The sequence below is a fragment of the Pseudomonas sp. UTLPPB19802 genome, assembly GCF_059730225.1.
The window spans coordinates 2503925-2526991 of record NZ_AP048545.1 but is presented as its reverse complement, the minus strand read 5'-3'; the positions used below and the strand labels follow the sequence as shown (position 1 = coordinate 2526991).

The window sequence follows — 23067 nt, the reverse complement described above, 5'->3', positions numbered from 1 at the left end:
AGCACCCTCCGCATCTATATCGTTATAACCCGATATAGCGATTTACGCTGATGACAGAGCAAAATCATATTGGTATATCGCGAAATAGCGATTTATATTTCGCTCTATCGCGATATACCGTTTTATCACCCCCGAGACACCGCCATGACCATCGACCTCGACGAAATAATAAAAGCGCTGGCACACCCAGTACGCCGAGACATCCTCCACTGGCTGAAAGACCCGAAAGTCCAGTTCCCCGACCAACTGCACAACCATGAGTACGGCATCTGCGCCGGACAGATCGACCAACGCTGCGGCCTGTCGCAGTCCACCGTGTCGGCGCACCTGGCGACCTTGCAACGGGCCGGCCTGATCAGCAGCCAGAAAGCGGGCCAGTGGCACTTCTTCAAACGCAACGAGGAAACCATCCAGGAATTCCTCCGCATCATGAGCCAAGAGCTCTAAAAGGACCGCAGACAATGCCCCTCTCGCTACTCATCCTGGCCCTGAGCGCCTTTGCCATCGGTACCACCGAGTTCGTCATCATGGGCCTGCTGCCCGATGTGGCGGCCGACCTCGGCGTGTCGATCCCCGGTGCCGGCTGGCTGGTGACCGGCTACGCCCTCGGCGTGGCGATCGGTGCACCGTTCATGGCCATGGCCACCTCGCGGCTGCCACGCAAGGCGGCCCTGGTGGTGCTGATGGGCATCTTCATCATCGGCAACCTGCTGTGTGCCATTGCCAGCGACTATAACGTGCTGATGCTGGCACGGATCATCACCGCCCTGTGCCATGGCGCCTTCTTCGGCATCGGCTCGGTCGTCGCGGCCAACCTGGTGGCCCCGGACAAGCGCGCCTCCGCCGTGGCCCTGATGTTCACCGGGCTGACCCTGGCCAACGTCCTCGGCGTTCCCCTGGGCACCGCCCTCGGCGTTCCCCTGGGCACCGCCCTCGGCGTTCCCCTGGGCACCGCCCTCGGCCAACAGGCCGGCTGGCGCTCGACCTTCTGGGCCGTGACCGTCATCGGCGTGATCGCGCTGATCGGCCTGATCCGCTTCCTGCCGGCCAGGCATGACGAGGAAAAACTCGACATGCGCGCCGAACTCGGCGCACTCAAGGGTGCCGGCCTGTGGCTGTCGCTGAGCATGACCGCGCTGTTCTCCGCCGCCGTGTTCGCCCTCTTCACCTACATCGCGCCGCTGCTTGGCGAAGTCACCGGCGTCTCGCCACGCGGCGTGACCTGGACCCTGGTGCTGATGGGCCTGGGCCTGACCGTCGGCAACATCATTGGCGGCAAGCTGGCAGACCGCAATCTTGCCGCGACACTGATCGGCGTGTTCATCGCCATGGCCGTGCTGGCCAGCGTGCTGACCTGGACCAGCGTGCTGCTCATTCCCGCCGAGATCACCCTGTTCCTCTGGGCCACGGCCTGCTTCGCCGCTGTCCCGGCGCTGCAGATCAACGTAGTGACCTACGGCCAGGCGGCCCCCAACCTGGTCTCGACCCTGAACATCGGCGCCTTCAACGTCGGCAACGCCCTCGGCGCCTGGGTCGGCGGCAGCGTCATCGCCCACGGCATGGGCCTCACCAGCGTGCCCCTGGCCGCCGGCGCACTGGCAGTGCTCGCGCTGCTGGTGACCCTGATCACCTTTCGCCAGAACGGCAATGCCGGGCTGGCCCCCGCTAGCAACTAATCATCAAGAGGGTTGTACACATGACAACTATTTTCGATCCGATCAAACTGGGCGACCTCGAACTGCCGAACCGCATCGTCATGGCGCCGCTGACCCGCTGCCGGGCCGACGAGGGCCGTGTACCGAACGCGTTGATGGCCGAGTACTACGTCCAACGCGCCTCTGCCGGGCTGATCCTCAGCGAGGCGACCTCGGTGACGCCGATGGGCGTCGGCTACCCGGACACCCCCGGCATCTGGTCCAACGACCAGGTCCGCGGCTGGACCAACGTGACCAAGGCCCTGCATGCCGCCGGTGGCCGGATCTTCCTGCAACTGTGGCACGTCGGCCGGATTTCCCACCCGTCCTACCTGGACGGTGAACTGCCGGTCGCCCCCAGCGCGATTCAGCCCAAGGGCCACGTGAGCCTGGTCCGTCCGCAAGCGGACTACCCGACCCCGCGCGCACTGGAAACCGCAGAAATCGCCGACATCGTCGAGGCCTATCGCGTTGGCGCGGAAAATGCCAAGGCCGCCGGTTTCGACGGCGTGGAAATCCACGCAGCCAACGGCTACCTGCTCGACCAGTTCCTGCAGAGCAGCACCAACCAGCGCACCGACCAATACGGCGGCTCCCTGGAAAACCGTGCCCGCCTGCTGCTCGAAGTGACCGACGCCGTAGTGGAAATCTGGGGCGCGGGCCGCGTTGGCGTCCACCTGGCCCCACGTGCCGACTCCCACGACATGGGCGACGACAACCTGGCGGAAACCTTCACCTACGTCGCCCGTGAACTGGGCAAGCGTGGCATCGCGTTCATCTGCTCGCGGGAAAAGGAAGCCGACGACAGCCTCGGCCCACAACTGAAGGCGGCGTTTGGCGGCACCTACATTGCCAACGAACGATTCACCAAGGACAGTGCCAACGCCTGGCTCGCCGAGGGCAAGGCCGATGCCGTGGCCTTCGGCGTGCCATTCATCGCCAACCCGGACCTGCCGGCCCGCCTGAAGGCAGGCGCCGAGCTGAATGCGCCGCATCCTGAAACCTTCTACGGCAAGGGCCCGGTCGGCTACATCGACTACCCGACGCTGTAAGCGCAGAAAAGTCAGTAGTGTGTGCAGGCCCCGGTTCGAAAGAGCCGGGGCTTTTTCGTCTTAGTTGAATGTCCCGAACTGACTATCGGAAAACACTCACAAAATAGAGAGTGGTTTTCCCCGAGCTTTTTTGGGCGCAATCCGCATACTTGCCTGACGCCTCAGGAGCACGGGGCGGATTGCAGCGTCAGGGAATGGCGCTGCCAACGCGAGCCACCTAAAAGGACTTAACATGTACCTCCTGCAAATACTGGGCATAGCCCTGTCCTGCGCGACCCTTTCCGGCCTCTTGTCACTGGCCGCCTATGCCTCGGGACCCGAGCCCCTGGCGACGGTCACCGTGGAGATCCGCAACGACTCGCCACAACCGCTCGAACTGCTCGGCACCGGTCTCGACCTGCAGGGGGCTCCGGTCTCGAACTTCTCCATCGCCAGCGGCGAACGTCGGGAACTGCGCCTGGAGGGGCCACGGGCCTGGTTCATCTACGGTTCCGGGCCACGCAAATGCCGGTTCGTTGCCCAGCAATCGCTGCGGCAACGCTTCACCGACTCGGAACACACCAGCTACCTGCCCACCTGGACCCGCCAGGCCGAGTCGATCGGCGAACGCGCAGCCTCCTGCAAGGCGCGCCTGAGCAGGCCCCTCAAGGCCCCACCCTACAGCTACAGCGTGGAATTCAGCATGAGCTGAGCCGTTGACGGCGCGCAAGCCCTCTTCATCGAGCGTGTCAGCGTCACTCGAAACGCTGACACCAATGGAAAATTCCCACAGAACAAACGGAAACCATTCCTATTTAGTCCCCCTTCCTGCGGCCGATTCTTGAAGCATCTGAGCGATGCAGTGATCGGCCCAAAAGGAGGACAGCAACATGGCATCCAAGCCTCAGCGGCAAGCTGAATGGCTGCCCTGGCAACATCAGCACAAGCCGTACATCAAGGCTGCCGAAACGGGCGGCATGCGGCTGGCTGAACGGGGTGTGGCATGACCCTCCTCGAACACTACGGCCCGCTACCCGGACAGGTGCTTGCCGAGGCCATCGACAACCTGCGACTGGCCGGTCGACGCGCCGGGCTCAGCCTGCTGGTGTCGGGCGTCGGCGTGATGAACGTGATGCTGATGAACCTGGCCGAACGGCGCCGGGAGATCGGCCTGCGCCTGGCGCTCGGCGCGCGTCCCCGGGATATCCGCAATGCCTTCCTCTGCGAGACGCTGTGCCTGTCGCTGCCCGGCGTCCTCCTGGGAGCGCTGCTGGGCAGCCTCGCCGCGCTCGTCTTCAGCCATTTCGCCGGGTGGCCCCTGCGCCTGAGCCTGGTCGCCCTGCTGCTCGGCACCGGCAGTTCCCTGCTGACCGGGGTGTTCTTCGGCCTGCATCCGGCCCTCAAGGCCTCTCGCCTGCAACCCATGGAAGCACTACGGGAGACTGCCTATGAGTAACTAACACCGGAACACCACTTACAACTCAAATATCTCTCTATTTTTCAGGAATACCATCATGAAAAAGGTGCTTTCGCTCGCCTTGATTTTGGCCAGCACTCAAACTTTTGCAGCGGATGCCAGCATTACAAAATCGCAAAGACCACCTAGCCTTCACAGCTATATAAACACAGCAACATCAATACACCGAGCGCAACGCGCTGACTTCCTTCATCCAATCAACATCCAGATGAGGCTCAGAAATATTCGCTGGAGCACAACCTTCTTTCCTGAAGCAATCAACGAGAAAGTAAGGATCTGCTACTTCGAGCCTTACTCCAGTACCGAAATCGATTGTCAATTCATCAGTCCAAATTCGACAGGAAACATCAACACATTCAATCAAAAACGTTTCGGACAGGGTGTAAAGGTTTATCTCACACACATATCGGAAGATCTGAAAATTACTGCGCACCCGCAAGGGGAAGACAGCATCACCTTTGAATACAGCTACTAGCAGGGAGCTGCTCCGTCAGCCAAACAGACTGACGGAGCATCCATACATCTGGAGAATCAAGTGATATGAAAATCACTCAAACAGGCAATTCATACAACTACGCGCCCCCAACCCCCCTCTATCCCGCAAAAGCGAACGAAGAAAAACCTACTAGTAAAACCAACTCACCATCGGTCTCGATCAGTGGTCATGCGCTGCTAATAACTCATATGTACGGAGGAGAGCCCAACCCACACTTTGAAACAGTGCTAGATTCAACAAAAAGCGAGAAATACTACCTGACCCAAGCTGACAGAAATCTATTGGCAAGCATCTACGAGTTCGCCCAGGAACAGGGGGCATCCCCCAGATATGTAACATGTTTGGCCAGAGATCTGGCGACCTATCGCCAATTTCAAAATGGCACGATGCTACACAACTTGAACTGTGGACATAATTACGATACCGAAGGACATCGACTGAGTTACAGTTTCCTCGACAAGGACGCGGCAACAGCCGAAAGAATTCTCAAGAGTGAAGCCTTAAAAGGCAGCGCCCTGGATCAGGATTTCATTCGCTATATGATGGACCCTGGCTTTGGCGCTCACCATCTCTTCGATTTTGACTTTCTGGAAACAGTCATCAGCCGCTTTTCCACTACAGGCGACCCAGATGTAAAACTGCCTCCCCAATTCCAGACCTACGAAAGCAAGCAGGGCTACATCGAACATAAATCTGCGGAAATTCTCCACCCCCTGACACTGGAACGCATGGCCAAAAAGCAGCAAGCCTCCACCACCGAGAACAGCACCACGCCCTCCGCCGAGCCCGGCGCAACAACCACCGAAACCCTGAAGGACGTCTGGCACAGGGCCCTGCTGCAAATGATGCGCAAGGGCGGCTGGCAATCTTCTTTGGCCACCTTCCTCAGCGGCAAGCGCAACGGCTGACGGCCGCTCCCGGGGTCAGCCGCGCTTGCGCTGCCCCCAGGCCACCAACAATCCGCTCAGGCAGATCACCCCGATACCGAATACGGCAAACACGTCCGGCATGTGGTCGAAAACCAGGTAGCCATACATGCCGGCGAAAAGAATCTGCCCGTAGCTGAACGGTGCCAGCATCGCCGGTGGGGCGTGCCGGAAGGCCTGGGTCAGCAGCAGATGGCCGAGCATGCCGCAGGTACCCAGGCCGATCATGAACAGGCCGTGGACCAGGGTCGGCGCGCTCCAGAAGAACGGCAGCATCGCACTCATGATCAGGGTATTGAGGATACCGGTGAGAAAGTTGCTGGTAGTCGGGCTGTCGATGCCGCTGAGCATGCGGGTCAGCAGTTGATAGAAACCGAAGCACAACGCCGAACAAAGTGGTAGCAGGATCGCCGGGGTGAACAGCGAGCTGCCAGGGCGGATGATGATGAGCACCCCGACAAAACCGGCGATCACCGCCGCCCACTGGCCACGGCTGACCCGCTCGCCCAACAGCGGAACCGAGAGGGCCGTCACCAACAGAGGCGCAAGAAAGTTGACCGAGGTGGCTTCCGCCAGGGGGATATAGCGCAGACCTGTGGTGAAGAACAGGCTGGTACCGATCAGGCAAAGCGCCCGCAGCAGTTGCAGACCGGGCCGTTTGGTGCGCACCACCGCCGACAGGCCACTGCGCGGCACGAAGATCACCAGCATCATCAGGGTGTGGACCACATAACGGGCCCAGACCACCATCACGATCGGGTAGAACCCCGACAGGTACTTGGACAACGCGTCATGGCTGGCGAACAGCAGCACCGCCATGCAGATCAGCGCAATGCCCTTGAGTGGTTGCTCAGCACTCTTGTGCAGCAGGTTGGGTACATTCATTCACAGGCTCGCAACAAATTCAGTACAAAATACTTAGCACACTAACTACCAAGATGCGCCGTACCGGTATATAAATGTTGCCCGCTGTCGAGGCACGTACCGTCAGGCCGATGTGACTGGCACGGAAGATATTGACACAACTAGACTCACTTACGCATTTTGACTCAATTGCGTAGGCTGGGGCTCAGGCGCAGCATGTCCAGGCCGGTATCGACCCAACGCTCGGCATCCTTGTTCAGGTCGAAGCTGTCCGGCACCAACAACCATTGATACAGGGTGCCATCGATCCAGGCATGGAGACTGATTGCCGCACGGACCGTGTCGAGATTCTCGGGAAGCTGTCCCCGGTTCACCGCATTGCGCAAGGCTCGCTCGATGTGTTCGTTGCAGTCCAGGCTGACTGCACGGCGCTGGCGGCGCAGGTCACACATTTCATCGGTGAACTCGCACTTATGAAACAAAATCTCATTAATGCGCCGGACTTTCGGGTCAAGAGCAATCTGTTGAAACAAGTGAATCAGCAACTGCCGCATGCAGCCCAACGGATCGGGTTCGTCCTGGTCTTCGCTGGCCTTGGCCATGTCATCCAGCGGCTCACGCAGCGAATCGAGCATCGCCTGCACCAGGTCGGCCTTGTTGCTGAAATGCCAGTAGATGGCACCGCGCGTGACGCCCGCCAGGGTCGCAATATCGGCCAGGGTGGTGCGCGCCACGCCGCGCTCGTAGAACGCCTTCTCGGCGGCTTCGAGTATCTGCCTGCGGGTTTCCTGAGCTTCTTCTTTGGTACGACGAACCATGGCAGTAAAACCTCGATCAGGGTGCCGCGGATTTCCCCTGGGCTTAATCCGGGCTTAACGACGGGCGGCGATTTTTGTGCCTTTTCCCGAGATGAATTCCATGCTTTGTAACGACTTTGGGCAAAAGTTCAAGTCTTTACAAACAAACGTGAATGTAAGTATATTCATTAGCAGCCTATTTATCCAGCCAGATCATCCTTCATACCCTTCCACCCTTCTTGTGCGCTTCACGCGCGCCTGACCCGAGGATCTTCATGCAACTCAAGCCAGCTGTTACCGCTCTGGTCACCGCCGTCGCCCTGGCATCGCTGCTCAGCGGATGCAATAAAAAGGAAGAGGCCGCACCAGCGGCCGCACCCGCCCCTCAGGTCGGCGTCGTAACCCTGCAAGCCCAGCCGTTCACCCTGACCTCCGAACTGCCTGGCCGTACCACGGCCTACCGCATCGCTGAAGTGCGTCCACAGGTCAACGGCATCATTCTCAAGCGCCTGTTCAAGGAAGGCGGTGACGTCAAGGCCGGCCAGCAGCTCTACCAGATCGATCCATCGGTCTACGAAGCGACCCTGAAAAGCGCCGAGGCTAGCCTGCAATCGACCAAGTCGATCGCTGATCGCTACAAGCAACTGGTCAACGAACAGGCCGTCAGCCGCCAGGAGTACGACACCGCCGTCGCCAACCGCCTGCAATCGGAAGCGAACCTGCAGAGCGCGCAGATCAACGTGCGCTACACCAAGGTCTTCGCGCCGCTGTCCGGCCGCATCGGCCGCTCCTCGGTGACCGAGGGCGCACTGGTCAGCACTGGCCAGACCGATGCCATGGCGACGATCACCCAGCTCGACCCTATCTACGTCGACATCACGCAATCCACCGCCGAGTTGCTGAAGCTGCGTCGGGAACTGGAAAGCGGTCGCCTGCAGAAAGCCGGCGACAATGCGGCCATGGTCAAGCTGACCCTGGAAGACGGCAGCACCTACGGCCAGCCGGGCAAGCTGGAGTTCTCGGAAGTTACCGTGGATGAAACCACCGGCTCCGTGACCCTGCGCGCGGTATTCCCGAACCCCGACCATTCGCTGCTGCCGGGCATGTTCGTGCATGCGCAACTGCAGTCCGGGGTGAACAGCGCGGCGATCCTCGTGCCGCAGCAGGGTGTGACCCGTGACCTCAAGGGCACCCCGACCGCACTGGTCGTCGGTGCGGATAACAAGGTCGAGCTGCGCCAACTCAAGGCCAGCCGTACCCAGGGCAGCCAGTGGCTGGTCGAGGAAGGCCTCAAGTCGGGCGATCGCGTGATCACCGAAGGCCTGCAGTTCGTGCGCCCAGGCGCCGAGGTCAAGGCCAGCGAAGCTACCAACGTCAAAACCGCCAACCCGGCCCCTGCCCCGGCAACCGACAAAGCCGCGAGCAGCAAAGGGGAGTAAACCATGTCGAAATTCTTTATCGACCGCCCGATCTTCGCCTGGGTGATCGCCCTTGTGATCATGCTGGTCGGCGCGCTCTCGATCCTCAAGTTGCCGATCAACCAGTACCCGGCGATCGCGCCACCGGCCATCGCCATTTCCGTGACCTACCCGGGCGCCTCGGCGCAGACCGTGCAGGACACCGTGGTCCAGGTGATCGAACAACAGCTCAACGGTATCGACAACCTGCGTTATGTATCGTCGGAAAGTAACTCCGACGGCAGCATGACCATCACCGCTACCTTCGAACAGGGCACCAGTTCCGACACCGCCCAGGTCCAGGTCCAGAACAAGCTGAACCTGGCGACCCCCTTGCTGCCGCAGGAAGTGCAGCAGCAAGGTATCCGCGTCACCAAGGCAGTGAAGAACTTCCTGATGGTGATCGGCGTGGTGTCGACCGACGGCAGCATGACCAAGGACGACCTGTCGAACTACATCGTCTCGAACATGCAGGACCCGATCTCGCGGACCGCGGGTGTCGGTGACTTCCAGGTATTCGGTGCCCAGTACGCGATGCGCATCTGGCTCGACCCGGCCAAACTGAACAACTACCAGCTCACGCCGGTAGACGTGAAAACTGCCGTGTCCGCACAGAACGTCCAGGTGTCTTCCGGGCAACTGGGTGGCCTGCCGGCCATGCCTGGCCAGCAACTGAACGCCACCATCATCGGCAAGACCCGCCTGCAGACCGCCGAGCAGTTCAAGAACATCCTGCTCAAGGTCAACAAGGACGGTTCGCAGGTACGCCTGGGCGACGTCGCCGACGTCGGCCTGGGGGGCGAGAACTACAGCATCGCGGCGCAGTACAACGGCAGCCCGGCCTCGGGCCTGGCGGTCAAGCTCGCCAACGGTGCCAACGCCCTGGACACCGCCAAGGCATTGCGCAAGACCATCAGCGACCTGGAACCGTTCTTCCCGCCTGGGATGAAGGTGGTATTCCCGTACGACACCACGCCGGTGGTGAGCGAATCGATCAAGGGTGTGGTTGAAACCCTGGTCGAAGCGATCGTGCTGGTGTTCCTGGTGATGTTCCTGTTCCTGCAGAACTTCCGTGCCACCATCATCACCACCATGACCGTACCGGTGGTATTGCTCGGTACCTTCGGGATCCTCGCGGCGGCCGGTTTCAGCATCAACACCCTGACCATGTTCGGCATGGTCCTGGCCATCGGCTTGCTGGTGGACGACGCCATCGTCGTGGTGGAAAACGTCGAACGGGTCATGAGCGAGGAAGGGCTATCGCCCAAGGAAGCCACCAAGAAATCCATGGGGCAGATCCAGGGTGCATTGGTGGGTATTGCCATGGTGCTCTCGGCGGTACTGCTGCCGATGGCCTTCTTCGGCGGCTCCACCGGGGTGATCTACCGCCAGTTCTCCATCACCATCGTGTCGGCCATGGGCCTGTCGGTGCTGGTGGCGCTGATCTTCACCCCGGCGCTGTGCGCCACCATGCTCAAGGCCATTCCCCATGGCGAGCACGGCACGCCGAAACGCGGCTTCTTCGGCTGGTTCAACCGCAACTTCGATCGCAGCGTCAGTGCCTACGAGCGTAGCGTCGGCAACATCCTGACGCACAAGCTGCCGTACCTGCTGGCCTACGCGCTGATCGTGGTCGGCATGATCTGGCTGTTTGCCCGTATCCCAAGCTCGTTCCTGCCGGAAGAAGACCAGGGCGTACTCTTCGCCCAGGTCCAGACCCCGGCCGGTTCCAGTGCCGAACGGACCCAGGCGGTAGTCGACCAGATGCGCGCCTACCTGCTCAAGGACGAATCGGGTGCCGTGAGTTCGGTGTTCACCGTGACCGGCTTCAACTTCGCCGGTCGCGGCCAGAGTTCGGGCATGGCTTTCATCATGCTCAAGCCCTGGGATCAGCGTAACGCCGACAACAGCGTGTTCAAGCTGGCGGAACGGGCCCAGGCACACTTCTTCAGCTTCCGCGACGCGATGGTATTCGCCTTCGCCCCGCCGGCAGTATTGGAGTTGGGTAACGCCACCGGTTTCGACGTGTACCTGCAGGACCGTGCCGGTATCGGTCACGAGAAGCTGATGGAGGCACGCAACCAGTTCCTCGGCATGGCGGCACAGAGCAAGGTCCTGGCGGCGGTGCGCCCCAACGGCCTGAACGATGAACCGCAATACCAACTGAGCATCGACGATGAGCGTGCCAGCGCCCTGGGCGTGAGCATTTCGGACATCAACAACAGCCTGTCGATTGCGCTGGGCGGCAGTTATGTCAACGACTTCATCGACCGCGGCCGCGTGAAGAAGGTCTACATCCAGGGCAAATCCGCTGCCCGGATGAGCCCTGAAGACCTGCAGAAGTGGTACGTGCGCAGCAGCAGCGGCACCATGGTTCCGTTCTCGGCGTTCGCCAAGGGCGAATGGGTCTACGGCTCGCCGAAACTGGCGCGCTACAACGGCGTCGAGGCGGTGGAAGTGCTGGGTGCCCCGGCACCGGGCCACACCACCGGTGAGGCCATGGCGGAAGTCGAGGCCATCGCCAAGAAACTGCCGGCGGGTGTCGGTATTTCCTGGACCGGCCTGTCGTATGAAGAACGCCTGTCCGGCTCCCAGGCGCCAGCGTTGTTCGCCCTGTCGCTGCTGATGGTCTTCCTGTGCCTGGCGGCACTGTACGAAAGCTGGTCGATCCCGATCGCGGTGGTGCTCGTCGTACCGCTGGGGATCATCGGTGCACTGCTGGCAACCAGCCTGCGTGGCCTGTCCAATGACGTGTACTTCCTGGTGGGTCTGTTGACCACGATCGGTCTGGCGGCGAAAAACGCCATCCTGATCGTCGAGTTCGCCAAGGAACTCCACGAACAGGGCAAGAGCCTGCGTGATGCGGCGATCGAGGCGTGCCGCATGCGTCTGCGTCCGATCATCATGACCTCGCTGGCGTTCATCCTCGGCGTGGTTCCGCTGGCGATCTCCACCGGCGCCGGTTCCGGCAGTCAGCATGCCATCGGTACCGTGGTGGTTGGCGGTATGATCAGTGCGACCATCTTGGCGATTTTCTGGGTTCCGTTATTCTTCGTTGCAGTCTCGGCCATCGGTGGCGAGAAGAAGCACGCGAAACCCGCAACCCCTGAAACTCCACACCACGAGGCTGGCCAATGAGCAAGTCCCTTCTCTCTGTAGCGGTCGCAGCCTTCGTGCTCAGCGGCTGCTCGCTGATCCCCGACTACCAGCGCCCGCAAGCGCCGGTAGCGGCACAGTACCCGCAAGGTCCGGCCTATTCGCCGGCCCAGGCGGCGAACGTCGCCGCGGCCGAACAGGGCTGGCGCCAGTTCTTCAACGACCCGGCGCTGCAGCAACTGATCCAGGTCGCCCTGGAAAACAACCGCGACCTGAAGGTCGCGGCGCTGAACATCGAAGCCTACCGGGCCCAGTACCAGATCCAGCGCGCCGATCTGTTCCCGGCCGTCACCGCCGACGGCAGCGGCAGCCGCCAGCGGGTCCCGGCCAATGCATCGAGCACCGGCAAGGCAGCGATCACCAGCCAATACTCGGCAACCCTCGGCGTCAGCTCCTATGAGCTGGACCTGTTCGGCCGTATCCGCAGCCTGAGCGAGCAGGCGCTGCAGACCTACTTCGCCAGCGAAGAGGCCCGCCGCACCACGCAGATCAGCCTGGTGGCCAGTGTCGCCAATGCCTACCTGACCTGGCAGGCCGACAAGGAACTGCTCAAGCTGACCCAGGAAACCCTGACGGCCTACGAGGAAAGCTACCGGCTGACCTCGCGCAGCAACGAAGTCGGCGTGGCCTCGGCCCTCGACCTGAGCCAGTCGCGCACCTCCGTCGAAAGTGCACGGGTCAAGCTGGCGCAGTTCACCCGCCAGGTCGCCGAAGACCAGAACAGCCTGACGCAACTGTTGGGTACCGGTATTCCGGCCAACCTGCCAGCGGCCCAGCCGCTGTCGGCCAAGCTGCTCAGCGAACTGCCGGCCGGGTTGCCTTCGGACCTGTTGCAGCGGCGCCCGGACATCCTCGGCGCCGAGCACCAACTGATGGCGGCCAACGCCAACATCGGCGCGGCGCGGGCGGCGTTCTTCCCGAGCATCAGCCTGACCGCCAATGCCGGGACCCTGAGCCCCGACATGGGCGGCCTGTTCAAGGGCGGCTCGGGTACCTGGCTGTTCTCGCCGAAGATCAGCATTCCGATCTTCAACGCCGGCAGCCTGCGAGCCAGCCTGGACTACTCCAAGATCCAGAAGGACATCAGCGTCGCCAACTACGAGAAAGCCATCCAGACCGGCTTCAAGGAAGTCGCCGATGGCCTGGCCGCGCGCCAGACCTTCAACGAACAGTTGCAGGCCCAGCGCGATCTGGTCGCCGCCAACCAGGACTACTACCGACTGGCCGAGCGTCGCTACCGCATCGGTGTCGACAGCAACCTGACCTTCCTCGATGCCCAGCGCTCGTTGTTCAGCGCCCAGCAGTCGCTGATCAGCGATCGCCTGTCGCAGCTCACCAGCGAGGTCAACCTGTACAAGGCCCTCGGCGGTGGCTGGAACGAACAGACCGGCCAGGCCCGGCCGATCGACGAGACGCCACCGAAGGGCTGAGGCCTTTCACGCTGTACAAAAAACCCGCCCAGGCGGGTTTTTTCATGCCTGCACTGTTCCGTTCGGTAATCGCCCGAAACCGTGGAATCGCGATTGAACACAGCGCTCGATCCACCGCACCATGCCAGCGCACTGACCCAGACCAATAACAACAGGTTCATCCGCCATGTCCCGACGCCCTGCTCCCAGCGGCTGATCGCTTCCGCTCGTTCCCCCTGCACGAATCCCTTGTCTGCAACTCCAGGTTGCGGCTGTGCCCCGTTGCATCCCTAACAATTAGAGAGACCGATCCATGAAGCCACTGAACACGAGCAACCGTTCCTTCCGCGCCCTGCTGACACTCGCCATGACCAGTGCGGCCCTGCCGGCCATGGCCGAGGAGCATGGCTTTGTGGAAGACGCCAGCGCCAACCTGAACCTGCGCAACTTCTACATCAACCGCAACTTCACCAACCCGGCCTACCCCCAGGACAAGGCCGAGGAATGGACGCAAAACTTCATCCTCGACGCCAAATCCGGCTTCACCCAGGGTACTGTCGGTTTCGGCGTGGATGTGCTCGGCACCTATTCGCAGAAGCTCGATGGCGGCAAGGGCACCGGCGGCACGCAGCTTTTACCGCTGGACCGCGACGGTCGCCCGGCCGACAACTTCGGTCGCCTCGGCGTGGCGTTCAAGGCAAAAATCTCCAGGACCGAACTGAAGGTCGGCGAGTGGATGCCGGTGCTGCCGATCCTGCGCTCCGACGATGGTCGCTCGCTGCCACAGACGTTCCGCGGCGGCCAGGTCACCTCGAAGGAAATCGACGGCCTGACCCTCTACGGCGGCCAGTTCCAGAAGAACAGCCCGCGCAACGATTCGAGCATGACCGACATGTACATGCAGGGTAAGGCCACCGCCACCTCCGACCGCTTCAACTTCGCTGGCGGCGAATACACCTTCAACGACAAGCGCACGATGATCGGCATCTGGAACGCGCAATTGAAAGACATCTATCGCCAGCAATACGTCAACCTGGTGCACAGCCAGCCCCTGGGCGACTGGACCCTGGGTGCCAACCTCGGTTTCTTCTACGGCAAGGAAGATGGCAACGCGCTGGCCGGCGGCCTGGAGAACAGGACCTGGTCGGGCATGTTCTCGGCCAAGTACGGCGGCAGCACCTTCTACGTCGGCCTGCAGAAGCTCACCGGCGACAGTGCCTGGATGCGCGTCAACGGCACCAGCGGCGGGACCCTGGCCAACGACAGCTACAACAGCAGCTACGACAACGCCCAGGAAAAATCCTGGCAGTTGCGTCATGACTACAACTTCGCCGCCCTGGGAATTGCGGGGTTGACCCTGATGAACCGCTACATCAGCGGTAGCAATGTGCACGTCGGCGCGATTACCGACGGCAAGGAATGGGGCCGTGAGTCGGAGCTGGCCTACACCATCCAGAGCGGCACCTTGCGAGATCTGAGCCTGCGCTGGCGCAACTCGAGTATGCGCAGGGACTACAGCACCAATGAGTTCGACGAGAATCGCCTGATCATCAGCTATCCGATTTCGTTACTGTAAGTCAGTGTGAGTCGCTGTCCCACCACCAGTTCCAGAGCCCGGGCAGGTGCACAGCCACTGCGCTGCTCGGTACCGTTCGGGCCAGCGCCGCCCGCAACAAAGCCGGACGATCGGTGTAGAACGGCTGCTCGGCCGTCCGCACACCGGTTTCCTTCGCGCAGTCCATCAGGATCTGCAGGTACTCCTGCAGATGCCGCGCGGTGTAGCGGTTGAGGTCGTGAAAGGTCACCACCACCGGAATCACTCCATCGACCACCGGCATCTCGCCCCGGGCGATCTGCTCGCGCACCTCGGCCAGGTGCTTGAGCAGGTTGGCCCGGCGCTGCGGGCTCGCCGTGATTCCCCAGACCTTGCCATCGTTGGCACTGAGATCCGTCAGCAACACATGCAAGCCATGCCGCTGGTAGGCAGCGAAGGTACGCTTGTCATAGTTCCAGAATGGCGGGCGCAGCAGGGTCGGCGGTGCCCCGGTGATCGCGGCGATGGCGGCACTGCCGTCGTTCAGCGATTGCTCCAGCTCCTCTGGATTCAACGAGCGATGATTGGTGTGCCAATGGCCTGCGGTATGAAAACCGAGAATATGCCCCTCGGCATGCTCACGGCGCATCAGCGCCCGGCCGATGTCGCTGTTGCCGGCCCGCGGCGCACCGGTCTGGACGAAGAACAGCGCCTTGATGCCCGGCTGGATCGGGTTATGGGCCAGGTCATCGAGTACCGAGGCGGTCGGGTTGTAGAAACTCGACGCACTGGGCCCGTCATCGAAGGTCAGCAGAAAGCGGATCGGCGGCTGCGTGCGCAGGGCCTGCTCGGTGCCGGGGCTCAAGGGTATCGGCGGGCCGATACAGCCAGCCAGGCTTGTGGCGAGCGCAAGCACCAAAAAAGAAGTTAGAAGCGATTTCATGAGGTTGGCCTGGTCCAGGTCACGACAATTGCAGAACCAAGATGTAATCAAGCCATCGTCATGCAGAACGGAATGGGAACTTGAGTGCGCATCTTACTGACAGAATGGCGCAACGTCCCTGCCCTCCGCCGTCACGCAAGAGGGGCCATCGTTGCTGTCAGATTATCGCAAAGGCAAAGCGTTCCGAAGCGGGCGGTGTTTTTTCAGACGAATGAGAACAGCCTGCAACACTGGAGCGTTCCCTGGCGAGGGAACGCTCAACGACCTGTCTACTGGCGCGACTCCACGCCCAGTTCGTCCCACACCGACTCCGCCAGGTGGAATGTCGCATTGGCCGCCGGGATGCCGCAGTAGATCGCGCTCTGCATCAGCACTTCCTTGATCTCTTCGCGGGTCACGCCGTTGCTGGCTGCCGCGCGCAGGTGCAGCTTGAGTTCCTCGTTGCGGTTCATGCCGATCAGCATCGCAATGGTGATCAGGCTGCGAGTGTGCCGTGGCAACCCCGGACGGGTCCAGATATCGCCCCAGGCATGGCGAGTGATCATTTCCTGGAATTCCGAATTGAACTCGGTGAGGTTGTTCAGGCTGCGGTCGACATGGGCATCGCCCAGTACCGCACGACGCACCTGCATTCCCTCGGCATAACGTTGTTTCTCGTCCACGGACAATCTCCTCAAACCCGGTCCAGCAGGAAATCCAGCACGCGCTGGCTGAAAGCATCGCCCGCCTGCACGTTCGACAGGTGGGCGGCATGGAATTCGGCGTACTCGGCGCCCTTGACGTGCTGCTGGATGAACAGGCCGCCCGCCGGGGGCGTCACCGCATCCTCGCGGCCGGCGATCACCAGCAACGGTGCCCGGATCGCGCCGAGCTGCTCGCGAAAATCGGCATCACGTACCGCCGCGCAGTTGGCCGCATAGCCCTGCGGCGAGGTGGCGGCAAGCATGTCGGTGATCGGCTTGACTTGCCGCGGCTGTGCAGCGGAGAACTCGGGGGTGAACCAGCGGGCGATCGCCCCGTCACGCAACGCAGCCATGGCCGCCGCACCGTCGCGCAGTACAGTTTCGATGCGCGGGTTCCACATGGTCGGGTCGCCAATCTTCGCCGCCGTGTTGCACACGATCAGCTTGTTCAAGCGCGGGCCGGCATGGATACCCAGCCACTGGCCGATCAGGCCGCCCATGGACAAGCCACAGAAATGCGCACGGCCAATATCCAGCGCATCGAGCAAGGCCAGCACGTCGTGCCCCAGTTGCTCGATACTGTAGGGCCCCTCGCTCACCAGCGAACGGCCGTGACCACGGGTGTCGTAGCGCAACACCCGAAAGTGCTCGGCGAACGCCGGGATCTGGGTGTCCCACATGCCAAGGTCAGTGCCCAGGGAGTTGGAGAGCACCAGTACCGGTGCCTCTTGCGGACCATCGAAGCGGTAGTGCAGTTCGCCTTCAGCCAGTTGTACAAAAGCCACGACAATCTCCTTCAGGTAAAAGCCCGATGCTCGGCCACCGCACGCTCGACCCAGGTACGCGCCTGGCCGAGGTAATTGGCCGGATCGAGCAAGCGGTCCAATTCTTGCGCGGACAGTTGCGCGGTCACTTGCGGTTCATCGCCCAACACCGCCCGCAGGTGCCGCTGTTCGGCAACCGCGCGCAGGCAACACTGCTCCAGCAGATGGTGGGCGGCATCACGGCCCAGGCGCTGGGCGAGGACGATGCTCACCGCCTCCGCCAACAACAGGCCACGGGTCAGGTCGAGGTTGCGCAGCATCCGCGCCGGGTCGACCTCCAGGCCTTCGGCGACGATCAACGCCTGGTGCAGCGCGCCGGAGACCAGCCGGCAGATCTCCGGCAACGTCTCCCACTCGGCGTGCCACAGGCCAAGGCTGCGCTCGTGCTCCTGGGGCATGGCGCTGAACAGCGTCGAGAGCAGGCCTGGAACCCGCGTCGAGGCGCCGATCAGCACGGCGGCACCCACCGGATTGCGCTTGTGCGGCATGGTCGAGGAACCACCCTTGCCCGGCGCCGACGGCTCGAACACTTCCGCCGCCTCGGTCTGCATCAGCAAGCTGATATCGCGCCCCAGCTTGCCCAGGCTGCCGGCGATCAGGCCGAGCACGGATCCGAATTCCACCAGGCGGTCACGATGGGTGTGCCAGGGCTGCTCCGCGAGATCGAGCTGCAGTTCCTCGGCCAGCGCCTCGGCCACCGGCATCGCCTGTTCACCAAGGGCCGCCAGGGTGCCCGAGGCACCGCCAAACTGCAGGCACAGCAATCGCGGTTGCAGTTCACGCAGGCGCTGACGGTGACGGGTGACCGCCCCCAGCCAGCCGGCGATCTTCATGCCGAGGGTAACCGGCGTCGCCTGTTGCAACCAGGTCCGCCCGGCCAGTGGCGTGGCCGCATGACGCTGGGCCTGGGCCGCCAGGACTTCGCCCAGACGCTGCAGGTCGGTATCGATCAGTTGCCAGGCACTGCGCAATTGCAGCACCAGGCCGGAATCCATGACGTCCTGGCTGGTAGCGCCCAGGTGTACATAACGCTCGGCACCGGCATCGACCGCAGCGATCTGCTTGCCCAGGGCCTTGACCAACGGGATCGCCGAATTGCCGGCCGTGGCGATCGCCTCGCCGAGTGCGCCGAAATCGTAAAGCCCGGCCTGGCATGCCGCGGCAATCGGCGCGACCGCCGCCTGGGGAATCAGCCCGACCCGCGCCTGGGCCCGGGCCAGCGCGGCCTCGAAGTCGAGCATCGCCTGGACCCGGCCCTGGTCGGAAAACACCTGGGCCATGTCACGGGCGATAAAGTAGGCATCGAACAGTTGATTGCTCGGTCGTTGCATGGGAAATCCCTGGTAAGGGCGCGCCCGCCGGGGGCGCGCAGTTCGATCAATGATCGTGGTGCAGGTACGCTGCCTGTTTCGGCAGGCGCAGGCTGAACAGGAAGGCGACCACCATCATCACGGTCACATACCAGTAGAAGGCGTTTTCCATTCCGGCCGACTTCAGGTTCAGCGCCACATACTCCGCCGAACCACCAAACACCGCGTTGGCCACTGCGTAGGCCAGGCCCACGCCAAGCGCCCGCACCTGGACCGGGAACATCTCGGCCTTCACCAGGCCACTGATCGAGGTATAGAAGCTGACGATCGCCAGCGCCAGGCTGATCAGCACGAAGGCCAGGAACGGGCTGGTGACAGTCTTCAGGGCCAGCAGGATCGGCACCGTGCACAGCGCGCCCAATGCGCCGAACCAGAGCATCGAGTTGCGCCGGCCGATCTTGTCCGAGAGCATGCCGAACACCGGCTGCAGGCACATGTAGAGGAACAGTGCGCCGGTCATCACGAAGCTGGCGGTCTTGGCACTCATCCCGGCAGTGTTCACCAGGTACTTCTGCATGTAGGTGGTGAAGGTGTAGAAAATCAGCGAGCCACCGGCGGTGTAGCCAAGTACGGTAAGGAAAGCCGCCTTGTGGTCGCGGAACAGCGCACGCATGCTGCCGGCGTCCTTGTCCTCGCGGGTTTCCTTGCTGGTGGTTTCCTTCAGCGAGCGACGCAGCAGCAACGAAATCACCGCAGCGATGGCCCCCACCACGAACGGGATGCGCCAGCCCCAGGCCTTGAGCTCGGGTTCGGTGAGGAACTGCTGCAGGATCACCACCACCAGCACGGCCAACAGTTGGCCGCCGATCAGGGTCACGTACTGGAACGAGGCGAAGAAACCACGCTGGCCACGCAGCGCAACTTCACTCATGTAGGTCGCGGTGGTGCCGTACTCACCGCCCACCGACAGGCCCTGGAACAGCCGCGCCACCAACAGCAGCGCCGGCGCCCAGGCGCCGATGCTGGCGTAGGTCGGCAGGAAGGCGATGACCAGCGAGCCGGCGCACATCATCAGCACCGAGATCATCATCGAATTCTTGCGCCCGTGCTTGTCGGCCACCCGGCCGAACAACCAGCCGCCGATCGGGCGCATCAGGAAGCCGGCAGCGAAGACGCCAGCGGTGTTGAGCAGTTGCACCGTCGGGTCATCGGAAGGGAAAAAGGCTGGGGCGAAATAGATGGCACAGAAGGCATACACATAAAAGTCGAACCATTCGACCAGATTGCCGGAAGAAGCACCGACGATTGCAAAGATCCTTTTGCTGCGTTCCTCACCGGTGTACGGCGTCGTTGTTGTTGTCATGTTCATTCACTCGTAAAAGGGAAGTTGCAGTCTAGACATACTTTGCAATAGACCTGTTCCCCTGCACACCAGACCTTTGTAGGAGCCGGCTTGCTGGCGATCAGGACAATGCGGTGTGGCAGAGGTACCGCAGCCTATCGATCGCCAGCAAGCCGGCTCCCACAAGGCGGGTCAGACCCGCTCGATCGCCAGGGCCAGGCCCTGGCCGACGCCCACGCACATGGTAGCCAGCCCCTTGCGGCCGCCAGTCTTCTCCAGATGGTGCAGCGCAGTCAGCACCAGCCGCGCACCGCTCATGCCCAGGGGATGGCCGAGGGCAATGGCGCCGCCATTCGGATTGACCTGGGCTGCGTCGTCGGCAATCCCCAGCTCGCGCAGCACCGCCAGGCCCTGGCTGGCGAAGGCTTCATTGAGTTCGATGACATCGAAATCGCTGACAGCCAACCCGAGGCGCTCGGTCAGCTTGCGCACCGCCGGTACCGGGCCGATGCCCATGACTCGCGGCGCCACACCGGCGCTGGCCATGCCGAGTACCCGCGCCCGCGCGGTCAGGCCATGCTTCTTCACCGCGTCGGCGGAGGCCAGGATCAGCGCCGCTGCCCCATCGTTGACACCCGAGGCGTTGCCGGCGGTAACGGTCTTGTCGGGACCGTTGACCGGCTTGAGTTTCGCCAGTGCCTCCAGGGTGGTATCGGCACGCGGATGCTCATCCTGCTCGACCAACGTCTCGCCTTTTTTCTGGACGATACGCACCGGCACGATCTCCTCGGCGAAGAAACCGGCGGCCTGGGCCGCAGCGGTACGCTGCTGGCTACGCAGGGCGAACGCGTCCTGGTCGGCGCGGGACACCTGGTAGTCGTCGGCGACGTTGTCGGCGGTCTGCGGCATCGCATCGACCCCGTACTTCGCCTTCATCAGCGGGTTGATGAAGCGCCAGCCGATGGTAGTGTCTTCCAGTTTCATGTTGCGGGAAAACGCCGCCTCGGCCTTGCCCATGACAAACGGCGCACGGGACATCGACTCGACGCCACCGGCGATTGCCAGCTCCATCTCGCCGCTGGCAATGGCGCGAAAGGCATTGCCAATCGCCTCCATGCCCGAGGCACAAAGACGGTTGAGCGTCACGCCAGGAACGCTCTCCGGCAGGCCGGCCAGCAACAGCGCCATGCGCGCAACGTTGCGGTTGTCTTCGCCGGCCTGGTTGGCGCAGCCGAGAAACACCTCGTCGACCTCACTCCAGTTCACCGACGGGTTGCGCTCCAGCAGTGCCTTGATCGGCACCGCCGCCAGGTCGTCGGCGCGTACCCCGGCCAGGCCACCGCCGAAACGGCCAATGGGGGTACGAACGGCATCACAGATGAAGACTTCGCGCATCAGGCTTCTCCAGGAGCTTGGCCATGGGCTTCAGCGGTGCGGGCCTCGAGGTCACGCAGGGCACTGAGCTCGACGTCGGTCGGCTCGCTGGTGCTGGCAACCTGCTCGGCAAAGCGGACCGGCCAGCCAGTGGCGGCCACCACCTGCTCGCGGGTCACCCCCGGATGCAGCGAGGTAACGACGAACTCGTTGGTACCGGCTTCGGGTTCCATGATGCACAGGTCGGTGATGATCCCCACCGGACCTGCGCCCGGCAGGCCGAGGCGCTGGCGGGAGTCACCACCTTCGCCGTGACCGACCGAAGTGACGAAGTCCAGCTTGTCGACGAAGGAACGTGCCGACTGCTTGAGGATGATCAGCACGCTCTTCGCCGAACCGGCGATCTCCGGCGCGCCGCCAGCTCCTGGCAAGCGAACCTTCGGCGAGAAATAGTCACCGACCACCGTAGTGTTGATGTTGCCGAAGCGGTCGACCTGGGCCGCGCCGAGGAAGCCGACGTCGATACGCCCGCCCTGCAGCCAGTAGCGGAAGATCTCGCCGGTCGGTACCACGGTATCGGCGGTTTCCGCCAGCTCACCGTCGCCGATGGACAGCGGCAATACGCTGGGCTTGGCGCCGATCGGGCCGGATTCGTAGATCAGCACCACGTCCGGCGAGGACGTCAGCCGCGCCAGGTTGGCCGCCTTGGACGGCAGGCCGATGCCGACGAAACAGACCGAACCGTTCTTCAGACGGCGGGCGGCGGCAACGGTCATCATTTCATTGGTGGTGTAGGTCATTATTTTGCCTCCGAGGCTTGGGCCAGCTTGGCCCGGAACTCGGCGAAGTCCGCCGTGCCATGGATGTATTCGGCGATCCAGGCGGTGAAGCTTTCGCGGTCGCGGGCAATCGGGTCCCAGGCCTGGTAGAAACGGTTGTCGCGCTCGCTGTAGCCGTGGGCATAGGACGGGTGGGCCCCGCCGGGCACATGGCAGACGGCGCTCAAGGCCCAGGTCGGCAACACGCAGGCATTCATCGGTGCCTGGAGGTCATCGACGATCTCCTCGACCGTGACGATGCAACGCCTGGCGGCCAGGGCCGCTTCCTTCTGCACCCCGAGAATGCCCCAGAGCAGCACGTTGCCCTTGCGGTCGGCCTTCTGCGCATGGATCACCGTGACATCGGGACGTACCGAAGGCACCGCCGCCAGCACTTCACCCGTGAACGGGCAGGTCACGCTCTTGATCAGCGGATTGACCTTCGGCAGGTCGGAGCCGGCGTAGGCCCGCAGCACCGCGAATGGCAGGCCGGAGGCACCGGCGACGTAGGCGTTGGCCAGGTCGGCGTGACTGTGTTCCTCGATTTCCAGCGAGTGCGGCCAATGCTTCTCGACCGCATCGCGCAGGCGATGCAGGGAACCGACGCCAGGGTTGCCACCCCAGGAAAACACCAGCTTGCGGGCACAACCGGCACCAATCAACTGGTCGTAGATCAGGTCGGGGGTCATCCGCACCAGCGTCAGGTCTTTCTTGCCTTGACGAATGATTTCATGACCCGCCGCAGTCGGAATCAAATGGGTGAAGCCTTCGAGCGCGACGGTATCCCCGTCGTTGACGAACTGCTTCACCGCTTCATGCAGCGAAAGGATTTCAGCCATGGATACAGACTCCCGGTTTCAACAAGCCAGCTTGGAAGAAAAAGGCGCGAGGTCAGCGCCGGAGTGGAGCCAGATTAAGCTGGCGCTCGACCT

At 62.5% G+C, this 23067-nt stretch carries 20 protein-coding genes and 1 pseudogene; 11 read left to right on the top strand and 10 right to left on the bottom strand.

The window, feature by feature from the left end; all coding sequences use genetic code 11:
* Positions 1-144 precede the first annotated feature (144 nt).
* From AC6I6U_RS11440 to AC6I6U_RS11410, 7 genes and pseudogenes are all read left to right on the top strand, one after another.
* Positions 145-447 (top strand): ArsR/SmtB family transcription factor, encoded by a 303-nt coding sequence (locus AC6I6U_RS11440; protein WP_497882049.1) that lies wholly within the window; start codon positions 145-147, stop codon positions 445-447.
* Positions 448-461: 14 nt separating this feature from the next.
* The gene (locus AC6I6U_RS11435) at positions 462-1676 is read left to right on the top strand and encodes an MFS transporter (protein ID WP_497882048.1); all 1215 of its coding nucleotides are present in this window, start codon (positions 462-464) and stop codon (positions 1674-1676) included.
* A 20-nt stretch (positions 1677-1696) separates the two neighbouring features.
* Positions 1697-2746 carry an alkene reductase gene (locus tag AC6I6U_RS11430; protein WP_497882047.1) on the top strand — a complete coding sequence of 350 codons (1050 nt, stop codon included), beginning with the start codon at positions 1697-1699 and terminating at the stop codon, positions 2744-2746.
* A gap of 232 nt (positions 2747-2978) precedes the next feature.
* The gene (locus AC6I6U_RS11425; protein ID WP_497882046.1) at positions 2979-3437 is read left to right on the top strand and encodes a hypothetical protein; all 459 of its coding nucleotides are present in this window, start codon (positions 2979-2981) and stop codon (positions 3435-3437) included.
* Between the two features lie 381 nt (positions 3438-3818).
* Positions 3819-4181: pseudogene (locus tag AC6I6U_RS11420) on the top strand (ABC transporter permease); the annotation flags it as partial.
* Between the two features lie 58 nt (positions 4182-4239).
* Positions 4240-4677: a hypothetical protein gene (locus AC6I6U_RS11415; RefSeq protein WP_497882045.1), complete on the top strand. Its 438-nt coding sequence runs from the start codon at positions 4240-4242 to the stop codon at positions 4675-4677.
* Between the two features lie 65 nt (positions 4678-4742).
* The gene (locus tag AC6I6U_RS11410) at positions 4743-5606 is read left to right on the top strand and encodes a hypothetical protein (RefSeq protein WP_497882044.1); all 864 of its coding nucleotides are present in this window, start codon (positions 4743-4745) and stop codon (positions 5604-5606) included.
* Between the two features lie 15 nt (positions 5607-5621).
* On the opposite strand, the gene AC6I6U_RS11405 is transcribed toward AC6I6U_RS11410, so the two are convergent.
* Positions 5622-6509, bottom strand: coding sequence for a DMT family transporter (locus AC6I6U_RS11405; protein WP_497882043.1), 888 nt, complete (start codon positions 6507-6509; stop codon positions 5622-5624).
* 164 nt (positions 6510-6673) lie between these two features.
* Positions 6674-7306, bottom strand: a complete 633-nt coding sequence (gene emhR, locus AC6I6U_RS11400; protein ID WP_497882042.1) for an efflux system transcriptional repressor EmhR — start codon at positions 7304-7306, stop codon at positions 6674-6676.
* A gap of 254 nt (positions 7307-7560) precedes the next feature.
* Between emhR and AC6I6U_RS11395 the strand changes: the two genes are divergently transcribed.
* The 4 genes from AC6I6U_RS11395 to AC6I6U_RS11380 all read left to right on the top strand — a co-directional run bounded on the left by AC6I6U_RS11395 (position 7561) and on the right by AC6I6U_RS11380 (position 14883).
* Positions 7561-8724, top strand: coding sequence for an efflux RND transporter periplasmic adaptor subunit (locus AC6I6U_RS11395; protein WP_497882041.1), 1164 nt, complete (start codon positions 7561-7563; stop codon positions 8722-8724).
* 3 nt (positions 8725-8727) lie between these two features.
* Positions 8728-11880, top strand: coding sequence for an efflux RND transporter permease subunit (locus AC6I6U_RS11390; protein ID WP_497882040.1), 3153 nt, complete (start codon positions 8728-8730; stop codon positions 11878-11880).
* Positions 11877-13328 (top strand): AdeC/AdeK/OprM family multidrug efflux complex outer membrane factor, encoded by a 1452-nt coding sequence (locus AC6I6U_RS11385; protein ID WP_497882039.1) that lies wholly within the window; start codon positions 11877-11879, stop codon positions 13326-13328. Before AC6I6U_RS11390 ends, AC6I6U_RS11385 begins: the two co-directional genes overlap by 4 nt.
* Before the next feature lie 292 nt (positions 13329-13620).
* Complete coding sequence (locus AC6I6U_RS11380; RefSeq protein WP_497882038.1) at positions 13621-14883, top strand: OprD family porin; 1263 nt, start codon at positions 13621-13623, stop codon at positions 14881-14883.
* A 1-nt stretch (position 14884) separates the two neighbouring features.
* On the opposite strand, the gene AC6I6U_RS11375 is transcribed toward AC6I6U_RS11380, so the two are convergent.
* The 8 genes from AC6I6U_RS11375 to AC6I6U_RS11340 form a co-directional block, all read right to left on the bottom strand.
* Positions 14885-15784, bottom strand: a complete 900-nt coding sequence (locus AC6I6U_RS11375) for a polysaccharide deacetylase family protein (protein ID WP_497882037.1) — start codon at positions 15782-15784, stop codon at positions 14885-14887.
* Positions 15785-16053: 269 nt separating this feature from the next.
* Positions 16054-16446: a 4-carboxymuconolactone decarboxylase gene (gene pcaC / locus AC6I6U_RS11370; protein WP_497882036.1), complete on the bottom strand. Its 393-nt coding sequence runs from the start codon at positions 16444-16446 to the stop codon at positions 16054-16056.
* Between the two features lie 11 nt (positions 16447-16457).
* Positions 16458-17252, bottom strand: coding sequence for a 3-oxoadipate enol-lactonase (gene pcaD / locus AC6I6U_RS11365; protein ID WP_497882035.1), 795 nt, complete (start codon positions 17250-17252; stop codon positions 16458-16460).
* An 11-nt stretch (positions 17253-17263) separates the two neighbouring features.
* Positions 17264-18622 (bottom strand): 3-carboxy-cis,cis-muconate cycloisomerase, encoded by a 1359-nt coding sequence (locus AC6I6U_RS11360; RefSeq protein ID WP_497882034.1) that lies wholly within the window; start codon positions 18620-18622, stop codon positions 17264-17266.
* A gap of 46 nt (positions 18623-18668) precedes the next feature.
* Positions 18669-19964, bottom strand: a complete 1296-nt coding sequence (locus AC6I6U_RS11355) for an MFS family transporter (RefSeq protein WP_497882033.1) — start codon at positions 19962-19964, stop codon at positions 18669-18671.
* Between the two features lie 171 nt (positions 19965-20135).
* Positions 20136-21341 (bottom strand): 3-oxoadipyl-CoA thiolase, encoded by a 1206-nt coding sequence (gene pcaF / locus AC6I6U_RS11350; protein WP_497883019.1) that lies wholly within the window; start codon positions 21339-21341, stop codon positions 20136-20138.
* A complete protein-coding gene (locus AC6I6U_RS11345; RefSeq protein ID WP_497883018.1) occupies positions 21338-22120 on the bottom strand; it encodes a CoA-transferase subunit beta in 783 nt (260 codons plus the stop codon). Before AC6I6U_RS11345 ends, pcaF begins: the two co-directional genes overlap by 4 nt.
* Entirely contained in the window at positions 22117-22974 is an 858-nt protein-coding gene (locus tag AC6I6U_RS11340; RefSeq protein WP_497882032.1) for a CoA transferase subunit A, read from the bottom strand. Before AC6I6U_RS11340 ends, AC6I6U_RS11345 begins: the two co-directional genes overlap by 4 nt.
* Positions 22975-23067: the final 93 nt, after the last annotated feature.

What these genes read in the sequence shown, in the direction of transcription:
- AC6I6U_RS11355 (WP_497882033.1), bottom strand. Translation starts at nt 19,964, where the DNA reads ATGACAACAACAACGACGCCGTACACCGGTGAGGAACGCAGCAAAAGG.
- AC6I6U_RS11395 (WP_497882041.1), top strand. Translation starts at nt 7,561, where the DNA reads ATGCAACTCAAGCCAGCTGTTACCGCTCTGGTCACCGCCGTCGCCCTG.
- AC6I6U_RS11385 (WP_497882039.1), top strand. Translation starts at nt 11,877, where the DNA reads ATGAGCAAGTCCCTTCTCTCTGTAGCGGTCGCAGCCTTCGTGCTCAGC.
- AC6I6U_RS11405 (WP_497882043.1), bottom strand. Translation starts at nt 6,509, where the DNA reads ATGAATGTACCCAACCTGCTGCACAAGAGTGCTGAGCAACCACTCAAG.
- AC6I6U_RS11415 (WP_497882045.1), top strand. Translation starts at nt 4,240, where the DNA reads ATGAAAAAGGTGCTTTCGCTCGCCTTGATTTTGGCCAGCACTCAAACT.
- AC6I6U_RS11435 (WP_497882048.1), top strand. Translation starts at nt 462, where the DNA reads ATGCCCCTCTCGCTACTCATCCTGGCCCTGAGCGCCTTTGCCATCGGT.
- AC6I6U_RS11425 (WP_497882046.1), top strand. Translation starts at nt 2,979, where the DNA reads ATGTACCTCCTGCAAATACTGGGCATAGCCCTGTCCTGCGCGACCCTT.
- AC6I6U_RS11380 (WP_497882038.1), top strand. Translation starts at nt 13,621, where the DNA reads ATGAAGCCACTGAACACGAGCAACCGTTCCTTCCGCGCCCTGCTGACA.
- AC6I6U_RS11360 (WP_497882034.1), bottom strand. Translation starts at nt 18,622, where the DNA reads ATGCAACGACCGAGCAATCAACTGTTCGATGCCTACTTTATCGCCCGT.
- AC6I6U_RS11390 (WP_497882040.1), top strand. Translation starts at nt 8,728, where the DNA reads ATGTCGAAATTCTTTATCGACCGCCCGATCTTCGCCTGGGTGATCGCC.
- emhR (WP_497882042.1), bottom strand. Translation starts at nt 7,306, where the DNA reads ATGGTTCGTCGTACCAAAGAAGAAGCTCAGGAAACCCGCAGGCAGATA.
- AC6I6U_RS11340 (WP_497882032.1), bottom strand. Translation starts at nt 22,974, where the DNA reads ATGGCTGAAATCCTTTCGCTGCATGAAGCGGTGAAGCAGTTCGTCAAC.
- AC6I6U_RS11430 (WP_497882047.1), top strand. Translation starts at nt 1,697, where the DNA reads ATGACAACTATTTTCGATCCGATCAAACTGGGCGACCTCGAACTGCCG.
- AC6I6U_RS11440 (WP_497882049.1), top strand. Translation starts at nt 145, where the DNA reads ATGACCATCGACCTCGACGAAATAATAAAAGCGCTGGCACACCCAGTA.
- AC6I6U_RS11410 (WP_497882044.1), top strand. Translation starts at nt 4,743, where the DNA reads ATGAAAATCACTCAAACAGGCAATTCATACAACTACGCGCCCCCAACC.
- AC6I6U_RS11375 (WP_497882037.1), bottom strand. Translation starts at nt 15,784, where the DNA reads ATGAAATCGCTTCTAACTTCTTTTTTGGTGCTTGCGCTCGCCACAAGC.